The organism is Streptomyces sp. NBC_01298, assembly GCF_035978755.1.
Taxonomy (GTDB): Bacteria; Actinomycetota; Actinomycetes; order Streptomycetales; family Streptomycetaceae; genus Streptomyces.
The window spans coordinates 722,571-741,250 of the sequence record NZ_CP108414.1 but is presented as its reverse complement, the minus strand read 5'-3'; the positions used below and the strand labels follow the sequence as shown (position 1 = coordinate 741,250).

Genomic DNA, 18,680 nt, shown 5'->3' with positions numbered 1-18,680 from the left:
GCAGGCCGTCAGGGGGTGCGGGTGGCGGACCGCGGGGCGGCCGGTGCGGGCGCCGGGCGTCCCGTCGTGCCCACACCCCTCAGCCAGGTGAACGAGAAGAAGGCGGCGCCGGCCATGGCGACGGCCGCGCCCACGGCCGCGAAGCCCATCCCGTGCGTGAAGGCCTCGCGCGCGGCCGTCAGTACGGCGTCCGCGGGCCCCGAGGACAGCTGGGCCGCGGCGGCCGTCGCTCCGCCGAGCGTTTCGCGTACGGCCTCGGCCCGCGGCACGCCCGGCGGCAGCGCCGCCGCCATGTCCCGGCTGTAGACCGCGGCCCCGATGGACCCCAGGATCGCCATGCCCAGGGCTCCGCCGAGCTCCTGGCCCGACTCCAGCACGGCCGCGGCTGATCCGGCGCGCTCCGGCGGGGCCGCGCCGAGGGCGAGTTCGTTGGCGAGGGTCATGGCGGCGACGAGGCCGCCCACGTACAGGGAGGCGCCCGCGAGGCTGAACCAGAGCGCCGAGTCCGCGCGCACCTGGGTCAGCCAGAGGAAGCCGCACGCGGAGAGGAGGAAGCCGCCGCCCATGACGTACGCCCGGTCGACGCGCCCAGCGAGGGCGGCTCCGACCGGGGCCGCGACGGCCACTCCGGCGGCCGGCACCAGGCTCCACCGGGCGGCGTCGAACGGGCTCAGGCCGAGGACGGACTGCAGGTACTGGGTCAGGAAGACGGCCATCCCGACCGTGGCGAACATCGCGAGGAGATTGGCGAACACCGGGCCTCCGAAGGCGCGTCGCCCGAGCAGGTCCAGGTCGATCACCGGATGCGCGAGGTGCCGCTGGCGGCGTACGAAGACGAGGCCGAGCACCAGCCCCGTGCCGATGGCGAGCGCGGGCAGGGGCTCGTACCCGTGCCGGGCCCATTCCTTGATGCCGTAGATGACCAGGAGCACCGCGCCGAGCGACAGCCCGGCGCTCGGCAGGTCGAAGGGCTCGCGCTTCGCCGACTTGAAGTCCGGTACCAGGAACGGCACCAGCGCGAGCAGCAGCACCATCGCGGGCAGGTTGATCAGGAAGACCGCGCCCCACCAGAAGTGTTCCAGCAGCAGACCGCTGACCACGGGCCCCAGGGAGATGCCCGTCGTCATGACGGCGGTCCACAGGGTCACCGCCCTGCCGCGCTGTTCCGCGTCGTGGAAGAGATTGCGGATCAGGGCGAGGGTCGAGGGCATCAGGGCGGCGCCGCCCAGCCCCAGCAGCGCGCGCACGGCGATGAGCAGTTCGGCCGAGGACGCGTACGCGGCGGCGACGGAGGCCGCTCCGAAAACCGCCGCTCCCGCGAGCACCAGCGTGCGCCGGCCGATCCGGTCACCGAGGGCGCCCATCGTGACGAGGAGCCCGGCGAGGACGAAGCCGTACATGTCCAGGATCCACAACTGCTGCGTCGCGCTGGGCTCCAGGTCCCGGCTGACGTAGGGGATCGCGAAGTACAGGACCGAGACGTCCATCGAGACGAGGAGCAGGGGCAGCATCAGGACCCCGAGGGCGGTCCATTCCTTGCGCCCCGCGCGGGGGCTTGGCGTGTTGTCCATGAACGGCAGGAGACCGGGGTCACGGTGTGCGCCGCAAACACCTGCCTAGTGCACTACGCCAACACGCGTCCTGGAGCGGCCTGAACGCTGTATGAGTGCACTAGTACGGTGTACTCATGGCCATGGAACCGCCCTACCTCCGCATCGCCGGCGACATCCGTCGGCGGATCACCTCGGGCGAGCTCGCACCCGGTGCCCGCATCCCTTCCACCCGGCGGATCACCCAGGAGTGGGGGGTCGCCATGGCGACCGCGACGAAGGCGCTCGCCACCCTGAACCAGGAGGGTCTGGTGCGGCCCGTACCCGGTGTCGGCACCGTCGTCGCCGAGTCGGGACGAGAGCGACCCCCGGCTCCCCCTCACGGACTCACCCGGGAGCGCGTCATCCGCGCCGCGATCGCTCTCGCCGACGGCGAAGGGCTCGCCGCACTGTCCATGCGCCGGGTCGCCACCGACTTCGGCGTCTCCACCATGGCGCTCTACCGGCACGTCCCGAGCAAGGGCGAACTGGTACGGCTGATGTCGGAGACGGTGTTCGGCGCGGAGCCGCCGGGGCCGCGACCGCCGGGCTGGCGTGCGCGGCTGGAGCAGGAGGCGCGGTGGCTGTGGGGCCTGTGCGAGCGCCACCCGTGGCTGGCGCGAGCCATGGCCGGCCTCACCCGGCCGATGGCCTCGCCGCACGCGATGCGGTACACCGAGCGGGTCCTCGCCGCCCTGACCGGCCTGGGGCTGACACCGAACCAGATCATCCACGTCCACCTCGCCCTCATCGGCTACGCCCAGGGCGTCGCGGCCGCCGTCGAGCTGGAATCGCAGGCGCGGCAGGACACCGGCATGACCCCCGAGGAATGGATGGCCGCCAACGAACCGCGGATGGAATCGATCCAGACCGCCGGCTCCTTCCCGGTCCTGTCCACCCTCTTCGAAGGGGAGGAGTTCACACTCGAACTCGGCACGCTCTTCGAGTTCGGGCTCGCGCGCCTGCTGGACGGAGTGGAAGCACTCATCGAGCGGTCCGAGCGGTCCGAGCAGCCCGAGCGGTCCGCGCGGCACCCCGGGGACCCGCGCCCCGCCGTGGGCCTCGCGTAAGCTCGGGCGGGCCCGCCGCCCCGGTCGTCACCACCCACCGGCCCCGGGACGGCTGCCGCGCACACCACCGCACCGCGCCGACCCCAGGGACCTCCCGTGACCCCCGTGACCCCCGTGACCTCAGTGACCCCCGTGCTCCGAGAGAGCGCCGCCCCCGGCAGCTACCGCCAGCCCGGCGTCGTCTTCACCGACCACCACTTCGCCGTCCCGCTCGACCACGCCCGCCCCGACGGCGAGCGGATCGAGCTGTACGCCCGCGAGCTGGTCGCCACCGGCAAGGACCCGGAGTCCCTGCCCTGGCTGCTCTACCTGGAGGGCGGACCCGGCTTCGGCGCCCGCCGGTTCGTCGGCCGGCAGGCTTGGCTGGAGCGGGCCCTCACCGAGTTCCGGGTGCTCCTGCTCGACCAGCGCGGAACCGGTCGCTCCACCCCCGTCAACCGGCAGACCCTGCCGCTGCGCGGCGGCCCCGCGGAGCAGGCCGAGTACCTCGCCCACTTCCGCGCGGACTCCATCGTGCGCGACGCCGAGACCATCCGCCCGCTGCTCACCGGCGGCGCGCCCTGGACGGTCCTCGGCCAGAGCTTCGGCGGCTTCTGCGTCACCCACTACCTGGGCGCCGCCCCCGAAGGGCTGGCCGCCGCCCTCATCACCGGCGGGCTGCCCTCCCTCGACGCCACCGCCGCCGAGGTGTACGAGGCCGCGTACCCCCGGATCGAGCGCAAGAACCGGGCGCACTACGCCCGCTACCCCATGGACGTGGAGCGGGCCCGCCGCATCGCCGCCCACCTCCTCGAGCGTCCGGCCGAACTCCCCGGCGGATACCTGCTGACGGCCGAGGCCTTCCAGTCCCTCGGTCTGCTCCTCGGCGGCTCCGACGGCAGCCACCAGCTGCACTACCTGCTCGAGGACGCCTTCGTCCCCACCCCGGACGGGCCCGCCCTCTCCGACGCCTTCCTGGAGGCGGTCCACGGCCAGCTCTCCTTCGCCGGGCACCCCCTCTACGCCCTGATGCACGAGGCGATCTACGCCCAGGACCCGGTCACCCCCATCGGCTGGGCCGCCGAGGGGGTCCGCTCCGGACACCCGAGGTTCGACGCCGCCAAGACCCTCGCGGGCCCGGAGCCGCTGTACTTCACCGGCGAGACCATCCACCCCTGGCACTTCGACTGCGACCCGGCGCTCGCCCCGCTGCGCGAGACCGCCGAACTGCTGACCGCCCGCACCGGCTGGACCCCGCTGTACGACCGGGCACGGCTCGCCGTCAACGAGGTGCCGGTGGCCGCGGCCGTCTACCACGACGACATGTACGTGGACACGGCGCACTCCCTGGCCACCGCCCGGGCGATCCGTGGTCTGAAGACCTGGGTGACGGACGAGTTCGAGCACGACGGGGTCCGCGCCGGCGGCCCGCGCGTCCTGGACCGGCTGCTGGCCCTCGTACGCGACGAAGCCTGACCGGTTCGCCTCAAGGCGGTCCGTCTCAAAGGCCCGGCGGCTCCACGAAGGCCCGGGTCAGGTGCGCGGTGGCCAGCAGGGCGCGGCGGCGCACGGCCAGGGCCAGGAGCCCTTCGCGCGAGGCGCGGGCGGCGGCCCGGTCGCGTTCGTGGGAGTACGGGACCGCCGGATCGGCCAGCTGCACCGCGTGGACCAGTACGTCACCGGTGATCAGCACGTCCCGGTCGTGGCCCCGGCCCCCGCCGCCCGGCCCGGCGGGCCCTTCCACCAGTACCGACTGGTGGCCGGGCGTGTGCCCCGGTGTCGGCAGCAGGGTGATGCCCGGAGCGAGCCGGTGTTCCCCGGCCACCTCCTGGAGCCGGCCGGCGGCCCGCAGCGGGGCCACCGTCCAGTCCCACACGGGATCCGCCCGGTCCAGGGCCGCCACCTCCGCGCTCTGTACGAGGTACCGCGCGTCGGGGAAGAACGGCCGCCCGGCCTCGTCCTGCGTCCAGCCGGTGTGGTCCTCGTGCAGGTGGGTCAGGACCACCGCCTCCACGTCGGCCGGGGCGATCCCGGCCTCCCCGAGCGCGGCGGGCAGCCGGCCCGGGACCGGGGCCCAGCCAGCCGCCGGGCCCCGCGCCGGGCCGACCCCCGCGTCGACCAGCACCCAGCGGCCGCCGGGCCGGGGCACGGCGAAGCACCGGAAGTCCAGCCGCCAGGACCCCTCCGGTCCGGCCGCGCCCGGATCCAGCAGCGCGGCCCGCTCCCAGGCGGCGGCGTCCGCCCCCGGAAAGGCGGTGACCGCGGGCTCGAAGAACGACCCGGTGGCGTCGAGCAGGGCCACGACCAGCTCCTGACTGTCCATTCGCCTATTGTGCGACCCATGAACGAACAACTGCACGGGCCCGCGCCCTTGGAGCCCATGCCCACCGACTGGCAGCGCGCGCTGGCCGTCGTGGCACACCCGGACGACCTGGAATACGGCTGCGCCGCGGCCATCGCGGACTGGACGGACGGCGGCCGCGAGGTCGTCTACCTGCTCGCCACGCGCGGCGAGGCCGGCATCGACACCATCGACCCGGCCGCCTGCGCCCCGCTGCGCGAAGCGGAGCAGCGCGCGAGCGCGGCCGTCGTCGGCGTCCCCACGGTGGAGTTCCTCGACCACCGCGACGGGGTCCTGGAGTACGGCCTGGACCTGCGCCGGGACATCGCCGCCGCCATCCGGCGCCACCGCCCCGAGCTGGTGATCACGATGAACCACCGCGACACCTGGGGCGGGGCCGAGGGCGGCGGCTACTGGAACACCCCCGACCACAAGGCGGTCGGCCGGGCCACCCTGGACGCGGCGGGCGACGCGGGCAACCGCTGGATCTTCCCCGAACTCCTCACGGAACAGGGCCTGGAGCCGTGGAACGGGGTGCGCTGGGTGGCGGTCTCCGGCACCACGACGCCCACGCACGCGGCCGACGCCGGACCCGGTCTGGAGCGGTCGGTGAAGTCCCTCATGGAGCACAAGGCGTACATCGCGGCCCTGACCGACGAGGACCCGGAGACGTACGTGCGCACCTTCCTGACGGGCAACGCCCAGCAGGCGGCCGCCCGGTTCGGCGGCCGTCCGGCGGTGGCGTTCGAAGTCTTCCCGCGCTAGGCGGACACGCTTAAGGTGTCCGCGTGATCGACACCCTGAGCACGGAGATCGCGGAGGGTGAGGAACGGATCCGTCTGGACGTCGCGGACGGGATCGCGGAACTCACCCTCTGCCGGCCGGAGAAGCTCAACGGCTGGAGCTGGGAGTCCACGCGCCAGCTCGGCCTGCTGGCGGACCGGATCCGCTTCGACCCCGCCGTACGGGTGGTCCTGTTGCGGGCCGAAGGCCGGGCGTTCTGCGCGGGCATCGACGTGACGGCCCCGGGCGGCGCGATCACCGGCGCCTCGGCGGCCGAGCTGGGCCGCAACTACTACGAGGGCATCCGCTGGGTCCACGAACGCTTCGCCGTCCTGGCCCGGCTGCCCCAGCCGGTCGTGGCCGCGGTGCAGGGCTACTGCCTCGGCTTCGGCTTCGAGCTGGCCCTGATGGCGGACATCCGGGTGGCGGCCCATGACGCCGTCTTCGCCTTGCCGGAGGCCCAATTGGGCGTCGCGGTGGACGCGGGCGGCGACCTGCGCATCGCCCGCGAGGCGGGGGCCGGCTGGGCCAAGTTCCTGGCGCTGACCGGCCGCCGCATCGACGCCGGGACGGCGGAGCGCCTGGGGCTCGTCCAACAGGTGTTTCCCATGGAGGAGTTGGACAAGGAGGCCCGCGCGCTCGCGGCGGAGATCGCGGCCAACGCCCCGCTCGCCGTCCAGGGCATCAAGCGCGGCATCGATTCCTACGCGGACGCCGCCCTGCCCGCGGCCCTCGACCGCGTCGCGATGACGGCGGCCCTGACCCTCACCTCGGAAGACATCCGCGAGGGCTACACCGCCAAGGCGCAGGGCCGGCCCCCGCACTTCACCGGAGGCTGAGCACCGGCCGGACGGAGAACGCCTCCCAGGGGGACCCGTCCTCCGGGCCGTACACCAGCTCGGCCATCGCCGGGTTGCGGTTCGCCGTGGCCAGTGTCAGCCAGGCCCACAGGTCCCCGTACCCGCCGCACACCGACTCGCCGCCGTCCCCGCCGTGCACGGCGCCCGGATCGGCGCCGATCTCGGCGGTGTACGAGTCGTAGGCGATGCGCAGCCCGAAGGCGTTGGGCTCGCACCGCGGAGCGAACGTCCCGGCGCCGTAGGAGGGTTCGCCGATCGGGCAGGTGCCGCCCCAGCGGAAGAGGGTGCGCGCCCCGGCCCCGCAGGCGTGCTCCCACTCGTCGGCGCCGGGCATCCGCAGCCCGCGCTCCGCGAGGGCCGCGGGCACGGCGGCGGGGGGCTCGGTGAGCGGCTCGTTCGCCACGGCCATGAACACGGTCGCCAGGGTGACGGTCCGGGGCGGGCTCAGCGACTCGGCGAGGTGCGACGTGAGATCGGGGCCGTAGCCGTACTCCTCGGCGAGGCTCTGCTCGAAGTCGGCGGTCTGTTCGGGCGTCGGCTCCCAGGCGTCCAGGTCGAAGCCGAGGCGGACCGTCCCTCCGGGTATCAGGGCGAACTCCCGCCCGTCCCGTTCGACGCGCACGCGGTGGAGCGGGCCGCCGAGGTGTTCGGTGGTGTCGACCAGGCTCACCCGGCCGCCCACGGAGCCGGCGGCCTCCCGGGCGAAGCGCAGGGCCTCCGGCAGGTCGAACGAGCGCCACCGGTCAAGGGTCAGATCAGCGAAGGACATGGCGCCCATGATGCCCCGGACCACTGACAGCCGGGCCCCGCTACCCCTCGGGCCCCGCTACTCCTCCAGGCGCAGGAGGGCCAGCGCGCGCGCCGAGACGGCCGGCAGGGGTTCGCGGCCGCCCTCGGCGGCCCAGTGTTCGAGGGCGACGGTGACGGCGTCGATGAGGACGGCCGCCAGGACGCGGGTCTCCAGGGCGGATTCGGGGCGCCCCGTGCGGACCGCCAGGACCGGCACCAGGCGGTCCTGCATCGCCCGCGCGGCCGCGAGCCAGCGCATGCGGATCTCGGGGACGCCGCCCATCACCTGGATCAGGCGGGCCGTCTGGCCCGGCCCCTCGTAGCGCGTGCCCGCGGTGGCGGTGGTGAAGGCGGCCTGGGCCGCTTCGGTGAGGGGCTCCGACGCGGGACGCAGGGCGAGTTCCTCGACCAGGGTGGCCACGCCGGCGGTCAGGACCGGGGTCAGCGCGTCCTCCTTCGTCGGGCAGTAGCGGTAGAAGGTGCGCAGCGAGATGCCGGCCGCCCGCGCGATGTCGTCCACCGTGGTGGCCTCGAACCCCCGCTCGGAGAAGAGGTCGGCGGCCGCCTCCGCGATCTCGTACCACGTGGCCTCCCTGCGCCGTGCCGTCAACGACGGGCGGCCCGTGCTCACCGTGCTCACCGCAACACCTCCAAGGAGGGACAGGGGTTGTAGACGGCGTCAATGTGCCACACGATCGCGCCATGGCGCATCGCGCCGAAATGACGTATCGGGCCGAACCGGCCGAACGAGCCGGAAGGCCGCGCGCACGCGGCGTCCGGCGCGCCGTGGCGTCCCCGCGCACCCCGGCGCCCCCCCCGCTACGTCACGGGGCGAACGGTCCCCTCCCCAACTGCTCGCGCACCGTCACCACTTCGGGGTTGACGAGCGAGCGCCGCTGCCAGTTCGCCCCGTCCACCACCAGGGTGTGCCCGGTGATGAAGCGGGCGTAGGGCGAGGCCAGGAAGGTGGCCGCCCAGCCCAGTTCGCGCGGTGCGCCGACCCGCAGGGCGGGCTGCCTGGTGTCCTTGTCGTCCGGGGCGGCCCGTTCCAGGCCGCCCCGGATGTCCTCGGTCATGTCCGCGTGCGGGAAGAGTCCCGGGACCAGGCCGTTGATCTGGATGCCGTACGGGCCCCACTCGACGGCGAGGGTCTCGACGAGGTTCTTCACCCCCGCCTTGGCTGCGGCGCTGTGCGCGTAGCCCGGCCCGCCGGTCCAGGCGTACGAGGCGCCGATGTTCACGATGGACCCGGCGCTGCCCGCGGCGAGGTGGCGGCGGCCGAACTCCCGGGTCACGAACCAGGTGCCGGTCAGGGTGATGTCGACCACCGCCCGCCAGGCGTTGGGGGACAAGTCTTCTGCGGGGGAGGGGAAGTTCGCGGCGGCGTTGTTGACGAGGACGTCCGGGACCCCGCCGAAGGCCGCCCCGGCCGCGTCGAAGACCTCGGCGACCCGCTCGGGGTCGCGGATGTCGCAGACCGCGGCCGTCACCCGGCCCGCTCCGGGGACGGCCGCCAGTTCGTCCTGAGCCGACTTCAACTGCTCGATCCGGCGGCCGGCGATCACCAGATCCGCCCCGAGGCGCGCGAACTCGGTGGCGATGGCCTTGCCCAGCCCGGTCCCGCCGCCGGTCACGAGCACCGCCCGGCCGGTGAACGTGCCGGGCGGCAGGGCGGCGGAGCCGAGCGGGGGCGGCGCGGGCAGGCCGCGCGTGGGGGTCTCCATGCGCCCATCGATAGCGTGCGGGCGCCGAGAGCGCCATGCCCGTGCCGGGGGCAGTTGCCTCCCGCTACTTCGTGGGGGCGTACGCCTGCTTGCTCGCGCAGGTCCAGACGATCGGGTTGTCCGCCAAGACGGTCAGATCGCGGAAGGAGCCGCCCACCCGGTCGTCGTCCGAGACGGCATGGGCCTCGGTGTTGACGTCGGCGCTCGCGCCCGCCGGGTTCGGGAGGACGAGCGGGGCGCCCGTGCCCGGCCAGTAGGCCGCCTGCACGTAGCGGGCGTAGCCCTCGACGAAGCTGGCGGCGGTGCCGACCGTCACGTTCGTGGCCGGGCTGATGGCTTCGAAGGTCAGGGTCTCGTAGCCGGTGACCAGTCCGGGGGCGGCGGGCGGCGCGTCGTACGGCTTCTTCCAGACGGCCGGGGTCCGGCGCCGGAACTCCCGGTAGCTCTCCGCCTCGAAGCCGACGACGCGGCCCTTGTCGTCGATGCCGCTCGCCTGGGTGCCCGTCGTCCAGTCCGTCTCGTTCCAGACGGGCAGGCTGTAGGGCGGGTAGGCGCCACCGGCCGGCCAGACCACCGGGAAGGTCTTGCTGATGATCCGGTCGTTCTCCAGGTCCTCGTACTCCGTGTGGGCGGTTCCGAGCACGTCCCCGCGCTTGTTGATGCCGTCCACCGCCACGATCCGGGTGCTGGGGTGCGCGTCCTCGGGCACCGGCAGTTCGCGGACCACGGTGCCGTTCGCCCACTCCTTCGGGGTGCCGCCGTCCATGCCGACGACCCGGCCCGCGTCGTTGACGTCCGCCGCGTCGGTGGCGGTGGCGGCGCCGGTCAGCAACCGCATCGCCGTGTCACCCGGACGGTAGGTGAAGGCGGCGCGGGCGCGGTCCGAGGAGCGCTCCACGGTGCCGACCATCAGGCCCTTGGCGTTGACGGCCGTGACCCTGCCGTTCTGGAAGCCGGCCGGCAGCGGGACGGCGTGGACCGCGTGGTCGGCGGTCCAGTACGCCGGGAGGCCGAGGCTCTCGCCGACGGCGAGGCCGTCCGCTCCGAGGCCGTTCACGACCCCGGAGGTCCAGGGGCCGGAGGGCAGGGACGGCAGCTTGACGACGTCCGGCACGCACGCGGCGGCGGAGGCGGCCGTCGGGGTGCCCGTCGGGGCGGCTGCCGAGTGCGCGGCCGGCGCGGCCGAGGCGGGAGCGGCCGCCGTGATGAGGCCGGCCAGGACGACGGCGGCTCCTGCCGCGGACATGCTTCTGCTCATGTGGTGCTTCCCCCAGGATGTGTGAAACGCCCCGCCCCGACGGCGGGGTCCCCGTGCCCGTCAGTCCTGCCTGTTTATGACGTGCCCGTGTCATATGTTGCCCGAAAGGAGGCGGGATGCGACCGGATCGGCGCGTGTCGTTGCGGACCGCCCCGTTCCCGTGGACTCCCACTGGTTCCCACAGGCGCAAGCGACCGCTTAGTATGCCCGCGAGGCGCGGTTCCCGTCGGCGGCTGGAGGCCCCGGATGCAGGCATGGCGAGTACACACACCCGGCGAGCCCCGCGAGGCCATGCGCCTCGAAGAGGTTCCCGAACCGGTGCCCGGCGAGGGCGAGGTGAGGCTCAAGGTGCTCGCCGCCAACGTCAACTTCCCCGACGCGCTGCTCGTGCGCGGCCAGTACCAGATCCGCCCGCCGCTCCCCTTCACCCCCGGCGTCGAGATCTGCGGCGAAACCGAGGACGGCCGCCGCGTCATCGCCAACCCGAGCCTGCCGCACGGCGGTTTCGCCGAGTACGTCACCGCCCCCGCGCGCGCCCTGCTCCCCGCCCCGGACACCCTCGACGACGCCGAGGCGGCCGCCCTGCACATCGGCTACCAGACGGGCTGGTTCGGCCTGCACCGCCGGGCCCGGATCCGGGCCGGGGAGACCCTCCTCGTGCACGCCGCCGCCGGCGGGGTCGGCAGCGCCGCCGTCCAGCTCGGCAAGGCCGCCGGAGCCACCGTCATCGGGGTCGTCGGAGGCAAGGCCAAGGTGCGCGCCGCCGAGGAGCTCGGCTGCGACCTCGTCATCGACCGCACCAGCGAGGAACTGGTCGCCCGCGTCAAGGAGTTCACCGGCGGACGCGGGGCCGACGTGGTCTACGACCCGGTCGGCGGAGACGCCTACACCGCCTCGGCCAAGTGCGTGGCCTTCGAGGGCCGGATCATCGTCGTCGGCTTCGCGAGCGGCACCATCCCCGCCCCCGCGCTGAACCACGCCCTCGTCAAGAACTACGCGATCCTCGGCCTCCACTGGGGCCTGTACGCCGCCAAGGACCCGGCCGCGATCGCCGCCTGCCACGCCGAGCTCACCCGGCTCGCCGCCGACGGCTCCATCAAACCGCTGGTCAGCGAGCGGGTACCGCTCGCCGGAGCCGCGGACGCCGTGCAGCGCCTCGCCGACGGGACCACCACCGGCCGCCTGGTCGTCGTACCGGCCCTGGACACCGTGCTCCTCGGCTCTCCGGCAGGAGGCTCCCGATGACGGCCGCCGCGCTCACCGCCGACCACCTGCGCTCCCGGGTAAGGGAGTTGCTCTCCGCGCACCCGCCCGCCACCACCGCGCGAGCGGAGTTCCTGCGGGCCCGCTTCGACGCCGGACTCGCCTGGGTGCACTACCCCGAAGGCCTCGGCGGCCTCGGTGCGCCCCGCTCCCTGCAGGCCGTCGTGGACGCCGAGCTGGAAGCGGCCGGAGCCCCCGACAACGACCCGCGCCGGATCGGCATCGGCCTCGGCATGGCCGCGCCCACGATCCTCGCGTACGGCACCGAGGAGCAGAAGCGGCGCTTCCTGCGCCCCCTGTGGCTCGGCGAGGAGGTGTGGTGCCAGCTCTTCAGCGAGCCCGGCGCCGGCTCCGACCTGGCCGCCCTCGGCACCCGCGCGGTGCGCGAAGGGGAGAATGAGAGCGAGGGCGAGGGCGGCGGAGACTGGGTGGTGGACGGCCAGAAGGTGTGGACCTCCAGCGCCCACACCGCCCGCTGGGCCATCCTCATCGCCCGCACCGACCCGGCGCTGCCCAAGCACCAGGGCATCACCTACTTCCTGTGCGATATGACCGCCCCCGGAGTCGAGGTGCGTCCGCTGCGCCAGATCACCGGCGAGGCCGAGTTCAACGAGGTCTTCCTCACCGGCGTCCGGATCCCCGACGCCCACCGCCTCGGCGAGGTCGGCCAGGGCTGGGCCGTGGCCCGCACCACCCTGATGAACGAACGCGTCTCCATCGGCGGCATGCGGATCCCGCGCGAGGGCGGCATGATCGCCCCGGTCGCCGCCGCCTGGCGCGAGCGGCCGGAGCTGCGGACGCACGACCTGCACGGACGGCTCCTGGAGCTGTGGGTCGAGGCCGAGGTCGCCCGGCTGACCGGCGAACGGCTGCGCCAGCAGCTCGCCCAGGGCCAGCCGGGCCCCGAGGGCTCGGGCATGAAGCTGACCTTCGCCCGCCTCAACCAGGAGATCAGCGGCCTGGAGGTGGAACTCCTCGGTGAGGAGGGCCTGCTCTACGAGGACTGGACCCTGCGCCGCCCCGAGATCGTCGATTTCACCGGCCGCGACGCCGGCTACCGCTACCTGCGCGCCAAGGGCAACAGCATCGAGGGCGGCACCAGCGAAATCCTCCTCAACATCGTCGCCGAACGCGTCCTCGGCCTGCCCGCCGAGCCGCGCGACGACAAGGACCTCGCGTGGAAGGACCTGGCCCGATGAGCTCTCCCGCGGCGGCCCCGCTGGACCTGCTGTACTCCGAGACCGAGGAGGAACTCCGCACGGCGGTACGGTCCCTCCTCGCCGCCCGCAGCGCCCCCGCGGCCGTCCTCGCCCGGATCGAGGCGGGCGGCCCCCACGACCCCGAACTGTGGCGGGTGCTCGCCGCGGAGATCGGCACGGCGGGACTCCTCGTCCCGGAGAAGCTGGGCGGCCAGGGGGCGGGCCACCGCGAGGCGGCCGTGGTGCTGGAGGAGCTCGGCCGGGCCGCGGCGCCCGTCCCGTACCTGACGAGCGCGGTCCTCGCGACGGAGATCCTGCTCGGCTGCGAGAGCGCGGAGTCCGCCGATCTCCTACGGGAACTCGCGGCGGGCCGCAGCGTCTGCGTGCCCGCGCTGCCCCTGACCCTGGCCCCGGGCGCACCTCTGCCGGCGCCGGTCCGGGACTCCGGCGGGGGCTCGCTCGGCGGGAGCGTCGGCTCCGTCGCCGACGCCGTCTGCCCTGACGTGCTGCTGGTCCTCGCCGACACCGGGCTGTACGCCGTCCCGGCCGACGCGGCCGGGGTCTCGCGGACCCCGCTCGTGGCCCTGGACCTGACCCGCCCGCTGGCCGCCGTGCACCTCGACGGGGCCGCCGGAACCCTGCTCGCTGATCCGGCCACCGCCCGCGCGGCCATCGCCGGAGCCCTGCTCTCGGGGGCCGGGCTGCTCGCTTCGGAACAGCTCGGGATCGCCGAGTGGTGCCTGACGGAGACGGTGGCGTACCTGCGCACCCGTCACCAGTTCAACCGGCCCCTCGGCTCCTTCCAGGCCCTCAAGCACCGCCTCGCCCGGCTGTGGCTGGACGTGGCCTCCGCCCGTGCGGCGGCCCGCGCCGCGGCCGACGCCCTCGCGACCGGCGCCGCCGACGCGCCGCTCACCGTGGCGGTGGCCCAGGCCTACTGCTCGGGCGTGGCGGTCCGGGCCGCCGAGGAGTGCGTGCAGCTGCACGGCGGCATCGGCATGACCTGGGAACACCCGGCGCACCTGTACCTCAAGCGCGCCAAGGCCGACTCCCTCGCCCTGGGTACGGCCGGCCACCACCGGGGCCTGGTCGCGGACTTCGCGGAGCTCCCGGCGCCGTAGGAGCCGTAGGCGCCGAGCGGGTCGCTACCCCAGGAACGCCTCGACGGCCGCCGTGAACCGTCCGGCGTCGTCGATCCAGGGGTAGTGGCCCGCTCCGGCCTGCACCGAGAGCGTGGCGCCGGGGAACAGCGCCGCGAGCTCGGCCGTCGACCGAGGGGGGCTGTTCAGGTCGAACTCCCCGGTGAGCAGCAGGACGGGCGCCCCGAAGGACGCGAGCGCGGCCCGGGTGGCCTCCGGGGTGAAGGCGCCGTCGGCGCCGAACTGGGCGACGGCCTCCCGGTTGACCGGCTGGCCGGCGGCGTGGTGCTCCCGCGCGGCGTCGTCCCAGCGGCCGCAGAAGAAGGGGGCGAGGGCGTCCCAGTCGCCGCCCGTGCCCGCGGAGACGGCCTCCAGGGCGGCGAACGCGGCCGGGAACCACGGCTCGTCCTCGCGGAGCCGCGCCAGTTCGAGCCGCGTCGCGCCGGTGGTCTCGATCCCGACGGCCCGGGTGCCCGGGCCGATGAGGGCGAGCTTTCCGATGGCGCCGGGGTACCGGGCCGCGTACCCCAGGGCGACGTTCGCCCCGGCGGAGTGGCCGAGCATGTCGGTCCGGGCGAGCCCGAGGTGTTCGCGCAGCGCCTCCACGTACTCGACGAGCCGGTCGCAGCGGTAGGAGGCGGGGTCCTCGGGCACCGCCGACCCGCCGGTGCCGGGCAGGTCGAGGAGGATGAGCCGGCGGTGGCGGGACAGGCCGCCGAGGTCCCCGAGGTAGCGGGAGTCCGCAGGTCCTCCGGGAACGCAGACGAGCGGGTCGCCGTCTCCGGCCGTGCGGTAGGCGAGCCGGGTTCCATCGGGTGCGCAGAAGGTGGGCATGAGTGCAGCCTGCCATTCATAACCAGGTTGTACAACTCGGTTGTGAATGGATGTCTCCGGTGCGCGGTTCCGGTGTATAACCGAGCTATGACAGGTGACGAGGGCGTGCGCCCCATCCCCGGCCCCATCCCCATCCCCGGCCCCATCGCCGGGTCGCTGACCGAGGAGCAGGCCGGGCGGATGCTCGCGGAGATGAACGAGGTCATCCGCGCGGGCGAGGAGATGCGCAAGCTGCGCACCGAGATGATCAAGGTGTTCACGGGCCTCGGCTGGACGCAGGACAAGATCGCCCGGCTCACCGACATGAGCCAGCCCGCCGTGTCCAAGCAGGTGGCGAAGTACAAGGCGCAGGAGCCGCTCCCGCCGATCGGACTCTCCCTCGACCAGGGCGACGCGCCCTGGCTCGAAGGGCGCCTGTGGGGCCTGGCCGAGGAGATCGCCGCGGCGCACCCGGACACCGCGCGCTGCGCCCGCCACGTCGATGCCGTCGCCCGGGGCAGGAAGCGCTTCGCGCCCCGGGACGTGGACGAGCTGCGACGCCTCGTCGAAGAGGACCTGAGACTGCACCGCGAGGACCTGCCCGGCAGCTACCGGGAGGCGTACGACGCCATCAGCCGAGGCCTCGACGTCCCTTCGGGGGCCACCACGGACACCCCGGCCTCGGTGCGCCGCACCCTCGCCCACCGGATCCAGCGCGACCGGCTCGGCGACGGCACCTGACGGGGCGGGGGCGGGGGCGGGGGCGGGGCGGGTCGGGGCGCGCGGACACCCGCTCCGACCGCGGCACCGGGTTCCGGCCGAACGGCCGATGCGGACGCGCGCCCGCATCGGGCAGCCTCTACGGGTCCCCCGTACGCCGTCCCTCGAAGGAGGCGCCATGCTGCACGCCCTCTACCTCCTCGGCATCGCCGCCTTCGCCGCCTCCGGCGTCCTCGCCGCGCACCGCGCCAACATGGACCCCTTCGGCGGGCTCGTCCTCGCCTTCGCGGCCAGCATCTCCGGCGGGACCCTGCGCGACCTCATCCTCGGCCGGCACCCGCTCTACTGGACGCACGACTGGCTGCTGCTCGTCCTCATCGGGTCGGTCGCCGTCGCCACCATGCTCTACCTGCGCCGCTGGGAGCTCCCGCAGCGCGCGCTCATGGTCGTCGACGCCGTCGGCCTCGCCGTGGTCACCGTGATCGGCGCCCGCGCCGCCATCGACGCCCACGTCACCCCCGTCGCCGTGCTCATCCTGGCCGTCCTGACGGGCGTCACCGGCGAGGTCGTCCGCGACGTGCTCTGCGGGGAGTTCCCGCCGCTGCTGCTGCGCGAGGAGGTGTACGCGACGGCCGCGCTTGCCGGGGCGCTCTGCTACCTCGGCCTGCACTGGGCCGGCGTTCCGGACACCGCGAACATCGTGGTGTCGGCCGGACTGGTCTTCGCCCTGCGCATGACCGCGATCTTCCGCGATCTGCACCTGCCCCGGCTCCAGCGCACCACGGGCTGACGCCGCCAGAGTGGCGAAATGCCGGAATCGGGGTCTTCCGGCATGGTTCTCGGAAGGGCGGTCGCAGCCGCCGGGAACCGCGTCCCGAGGAGTTTCACCGTGTCCGGACCGGCGACGATCCCTCAGATGCGCGTGGTACCCCGCTGGATGCGCAAGCACACCCCGCTGCTGGGCCGGCTCCTGGCGCAGCTCGCCGCGGTCAGGGTGCTGGACTGTGCGACCAGGCTGGCGGCCCAGGCCTTCCTCGGCGCGGTGCCGGCCATCTTCGTCATCGGGGCCCTCGCACCTGACTGGCTCCAGCAACAGCTGGTCACGTCCATCCGTACGACGCTGGGACTCTCGGACGCCACGCTGGACCAGGTGCAGTCGGTGTACTCCTCGGCCGATGTCACGGCCGTCGCGAGCACCGGCGGGGTGGGAATCGTGGTGACGCTGCTGTCGGCGACCGCGTGCAGCCGGGCCCTGCAGAAGACGTGCGAGCGCTCCTGGCACCTGCCCAAGTCCAAGGCGCGGGTCGCCGCCTGGCGATGGCTGGCCTGGCTCGTCGTCTGGCTCGTCGCCCTGCTGTTCCAGGGGCTGGTGCAGACGGCGTTCGGCACCGGCCGGATCACCGGGTTCACCCTCGCCGCGGTCAGCGGCACCCTGCTGTGGTGGTGGACGCAGCACCTGCTGCTCGGCTCCCGGATCCCCTGGCTGCCGCTGCTGCCCGGTGCGCTGCTGGCCGGGTTCGGGGAGCAGCTCCTGACCGTGGCGTCGCGGGTCTACATGCCCCATGCCGTGGATCGCAGCCTGCAGCAGTTCGGCAGCCTCGGCTCCGTCTTCGTCCTGCTGTCCTGGCTCATCGCGTTCTTCATCGTGGTCACCCTCGCCATCGCCGTCGGGTACGTGGTGGCCCACGAACCGCGGCCGGCGGCCTGGCTCGGCACGCCCGCGGACCCCATGACGCCGTGACGCCGTGACGGCACGCGGCTACGGCCGTGCGGCGCGGTCGGCGCCGTCGGTGCGCTCTGCGCAGCGGCCACCGGCCGCGAGCAGGGCGAGGACGGCGAGCACGGCCAGCAGGATCAGGACCAGCAGCAGGACGGTGAGCACCGTCGGGTGGTTCCACAGCGCGAACACGAGCGCGCACACGAGCAGTACGCCGATGGTGAGCGGGCCGCGGTGCGCCTCCACCCAGGTGCCGACGCGTCCGGTGCGCACTCCGTGGGCGGCGCCCCACCCGGCGGCGGAGTCGGCCGCGCGCTCGGCGCCGCCGCGCAGGCCGCGCGGCAGGCGGCCCGCGCCGGAGAGGTAGGCGCCGAGGGCGACGACGACGCCGAGGACCAGCGCGGTCCGGATGCTGACCCGCAGGAACCGCACCAGGGTGTCGAAGACCGCCGCTGCCGCCGCTGGTGACTGGACCTTCGCCGGAAGGTGGTCGAGGTAGTAGTGGCGGGCGACGATCAGCCCGATGGCGAAGACGAGACAGGCGGCGGCCGCGCAGAGCGCCGTGGTCACCAGGGCACGCCGGCGCCGCCGGGCGAGCAGCACTCCGACGGCGCCGAGGACCACCGTGAGCACGGGCAGCCAGTTGCCGACGACGTCGAGCAGGTGGACCGCACCCCGGATCTTCCCCAGCTTCTCGGACTGGAAGAGCACCATCTGCTTGTCGACGTCGGGGATCTTCTCGGCCGGGGACAGGCCGGCCTCCACGAGGTCCTGTTTGACGGTCTCCACGGCGGCGCCGACATCGAGGGTGACGGTGCCCCCCTCCACGCCCACCGCGCCGCGGCCCTCACCGGTGAGCGCGTGCACCACCGCGGCGTGGGCGGCACGGTTGGCGGTGGTCCACACGGTCTCGAACCGATCGCTCTCGACGAACCGGGTCGCCACCTTGGAGACGGCCGCGTCCGCCGCCGAGTCCAGCTGCGGCCCCAGCGCCTTGACCGCCGTCCCCACGCGGGGCGGCAGCCCCTGGGCCTCCAGCCACTTCGCCAGGTCCGAGGTGACCTGGGAGCCGTCGACCCGGACGTCGGCGGCTTCGGTGATGCGGTGGACGGCCGCCGCCTCGATCGCCGGATCCGAGGCGAGCGGGGAGACCGTGGACACGTAGCGGCCGGTGTCCAGCACGATGTCGTGCACCCAGACGGTGATCAGGGAGACCGGCACGAGGACGCAGGTGAGCGTGATCAGCACCGCCGAGACCGAGCTCAGAAAGATCCGCCGGGCACGGGATCCTCCGGTCCGACCCGGTGCGGGCACGTCGTCGGGGAGATCGGACGGCACGCTCATGGCACTCCCGGGGACGACGCAGACGAAGACGCGCTTGTGTCCCATGGGACACACAGGGCCGCCGGATCCGCGCGTTCGGCTGGGCTCTCCGG

18 protein-coding genes are annotated in these 18,680 nt (G+C 74.1%); 10 read left to right on the top strand and 8 right to left on the bottom strand.

The annotated features are described in order from the left end of the window. Window positions 1-8 precede the first annotated feature (8 nt). Window positions 9-1,571: an MFS transporter gene (locus tag OG730_RS03245; protein WP_327302698.1), complete on the bottom strand. Its 1,563-nt coding sequence runs from the start codon at window positions 1,569-1,571 to the stop codon at window positions 9-11. 116 nt (window positions 1,572-1,687) lie between these two features. On the opposite strand from OG730_RS03245, the gene OG730_RS03240 reads away from it, so the two are divergent. Beyond that, window positions 1,688-2,659: a TetR/AcrR family transcriptional regulator C-terminal domain-containing protein gene (locus OG730_RS03240; RefSeq protein WP_327302697.1), complete on the top strand. Its 972-nt coding sequence runs from the start codon at window positions 1,688-1,690 to the stop codon at window positions 2,657-2,659. Between the two features lie 114 nt (window positions 2,660-2,773). Further along, window positions 2,774-4,114 (top strand): alpha/beta fold hydrolase, encoded by a 1,341-nt coding sequence (locus tag OG730_RS03235; protein ID WP_327302696.1) that lies wholly within the window; start codon window positions 2,774-2,776, stop codon window positions 4,112-4,114. A 25-nt stretch (window positions 4,115-4,139) separates the two neighbouring features. Here the strand turns inward: OG730_RS03235 and OG730_RS03230 are convergent, their stop codons facing one another. Further along, window positions 4,140-4,961: an MBL fold metallo-hydrolase gene (locus tag OG730_RS03230; RefSeq protein ID WP_327302695.1), complete on the bottom strand. Its 822-nt coding sequence runs from the start codon at window positions 4,959-4,961 to the stop codon at window positions 4,140-4,142. Between the two features lie 18 nt (window positions 4,962-4,979). Here OG730_RS03230 and OG730_RS03225 point away from each other — a divergent pair, with 18 nt between their 5' ends. Next, on the top strand, window positions 4,980-5,744 hold the full coding sequence (locus tag OG730_RS03225; protein WP_327302694.1) for a PIG-L deacetylase family protein: 765 nt from the start codon (window positions 4,980-4,982) through the stop codon (window positions 5,742-5,744). Window positions 5,745-5,767: 23 nt separating this feature from the next. Continuing rightward, on the top strand, window positions 5,768-6,601 hold the full coding sequence (locus tag OG730_RS03220) for an enoyl-CoA hydratase/isomerase family protein (RefSeq protein WP_327302693.1): 834 nt from the start codon (window positions 5,768-5,770) through the stop codon (window positions 6,599-6,601). Here OG730_RS03220 and OG730_RS03215 read toward each other — a convergent pair. The 4 genes from OG730_RS03215 to OG730_RS03200 form a co-directional block, all read right to left on the bottom strand. Then, on the bottom strand, window positions 6,588-7,391 hold the full coding sequence (locus OG730_RS03215) for a hypothetical protein (RefSeq protein ID WP_327302692.1): 804 nt from the start codon (window positions 7,389-7,391) through the stop codon (window positions 6,588-6,590). The two genes, OG730_RS03220 and OG730_RS03215, sit on opposite strands and share 14 nt — an antisense overlap. Window positions 7,392-7,448: 57 nt before the next feature. Further along, entirely contained in the window at window positions 7,449-8,051 is a 603-nt protein-coding gene (locus OG730_RS03210) for a TetR family transcriptional regulator (RefSeq protein WP_327302691.1), read from the bottom strand. Window positions 8,052-8,235: 184 nt separating this feature from the next. Continuing rightward, on the bottom strand, window positions 8,236-9,135 hold the full coding sequence (locus tag OG730_RS03205) for an SDR family oxidoreductase (protein ID WP_327302690.1): 900 nt from the start codon (window positions 9,133-9,135) through the stop codon (window positions 8,236-8,238). A 64-nt stretch (window positions 9,136-9,199) separates the two neighbouring features. After that, complete coding sequence (locus OG730_RS03200) at window positions 9,200-10,393, bottom strand: hypothetical protein (RefSeq protein ID WP_327302689.1); 1,194 nt, start codon at window positions 10,391-10,393, stop codon at window positions 9,200-9,202. A gap of 246 nt (window positions 10,394-10,639) precedes the next feature. Here OG730_RS03200 and OG730_RS03195 point away from each other — a divergent pair, with 246 nt between their 5' ends. Genes OG730_RS03195 through OG730_RS03185 form a run of 3 tightly spaced genes read left to right on the top strand, consistent with a single transcriptional unit; the run spans window position 10,640 to window position 13,976 of the window. After that, window positions 10,640-11,638 carry an NADPH:quinone oxidoreductase family protein gene (locus tag OG730_RS03195; protein ID WP_327302688.1) on the top strand — a complete coding sequence of 333 codons (999 nt, stop codon included), beginning with the start codon at window positions 10,640-10,642 and terminating at the stop codon, window positions 11,636-11,638. Continuing rightward, entirely contained in the window at window positions 11,635-12,855 is a 1,221-nt protein-coding gene (locus OG730_RS03190; protein WP_327302687.1) for an acyl-CoA dehydrogenase family protein, read from the top strand. Before OG730_RS03195 ends, OG730_RS03190 begins: the two co-directional genes overlap by 4 nt. Beyond that, window positions 12,852-13,976 carry an acyl-CoA dehydrogenase family protein gene (locus tag OG730_RS03185; protein WP_327302686.1) on the top strand — a complete coding sequence of 375 codons (1,125 nt, stop codon included), beginning with the start codon at window positions 12,852-12,854 and terminating at the stop codon, window positions 13,974-13,976. Before OG730_RS03190 ends, OG730_RS03185 begins: the two co-directional genes overlap by 4 nt. 24 nt (window positions 13,977-14,000) lie before the next feature. Here the strand turns inward: OG730_RS03185 and OG730_RS03180 are convergent, their stop codons facing one another. Continuing rightward, window positions 14,001-14,828 carry an alpha/beta fold hydrolase gene (locus OG730_RS03180; protein ID WP_327302685.1) on the bottom strand — a complete coding sequence of 276 codons (828 nt, stop codon included), beginning with the start codon at window positions 14,826-14,828 and terminating at the stop codon, window positions 14,001-14,003. A gap of 87 nt (window positions 14,829-14,915) precedes the next feature. Between OG730_RS03180 and OG730_RS03175 the strand changes: the two genes are divergently transcribed. The 3 genes from OG730_RS03175 (at window position 14,916) to OG730_RS03165 (ending at window position 17,268) form a co-directional block, all read left to right on the top strand. Next, a complete protein-coding gene (locus OG730_RS03175) occupies window positions 14,916-15,548 on the top strand; it encodes a sigma-70 family RNA polymerase sigma factor (RefSeq protein WP_327302684.1) in 633 nt (210 codons plus the stop codon). A gap of 157 nt (window positions 15,549-15,705) precedes the next feature. After that, entirely contained in the window at window positions 15,706-16,317 is a 612-nt protein-coding gene (locus OG730_RS03170; protein WP_327302683.1) for a trimeric intracellular cation channel family protein, read from the top strand. A gap of 126 nt (window positions 16,318-16,443) precedes the next feature. Beyond that, window positions 16,444-17,268, top strand: a complete 825-nt coding sequence (locus OG730_RS03165) for a YhjD/YihY/BrkB family envelope integrity protein (protein ID WP_327302682.1) — start codon at window positions 16,444-16,446, stop codon at window positions 17,266-17,268. An 18-nt stretch (window positions 17,269-17,286) separates the two neighbouring features. Here the strand turns inward: OG730_RS03165 and OG730_RS03160 are convergent, their stop codons facing one another. After that, window positions 17,287-18,633: a hypothetical protein gene (locus OG730_RS03160; protein WP_327302681.1), complete on the bottom strand. Its 1,347-nt coding sequence runs from the start codon at window positions 18,631-18,633 to the stop codon at window positions 17,287-17,289. Window positions 18,634-18,680 lie beyond the last annotated feature (47 nt).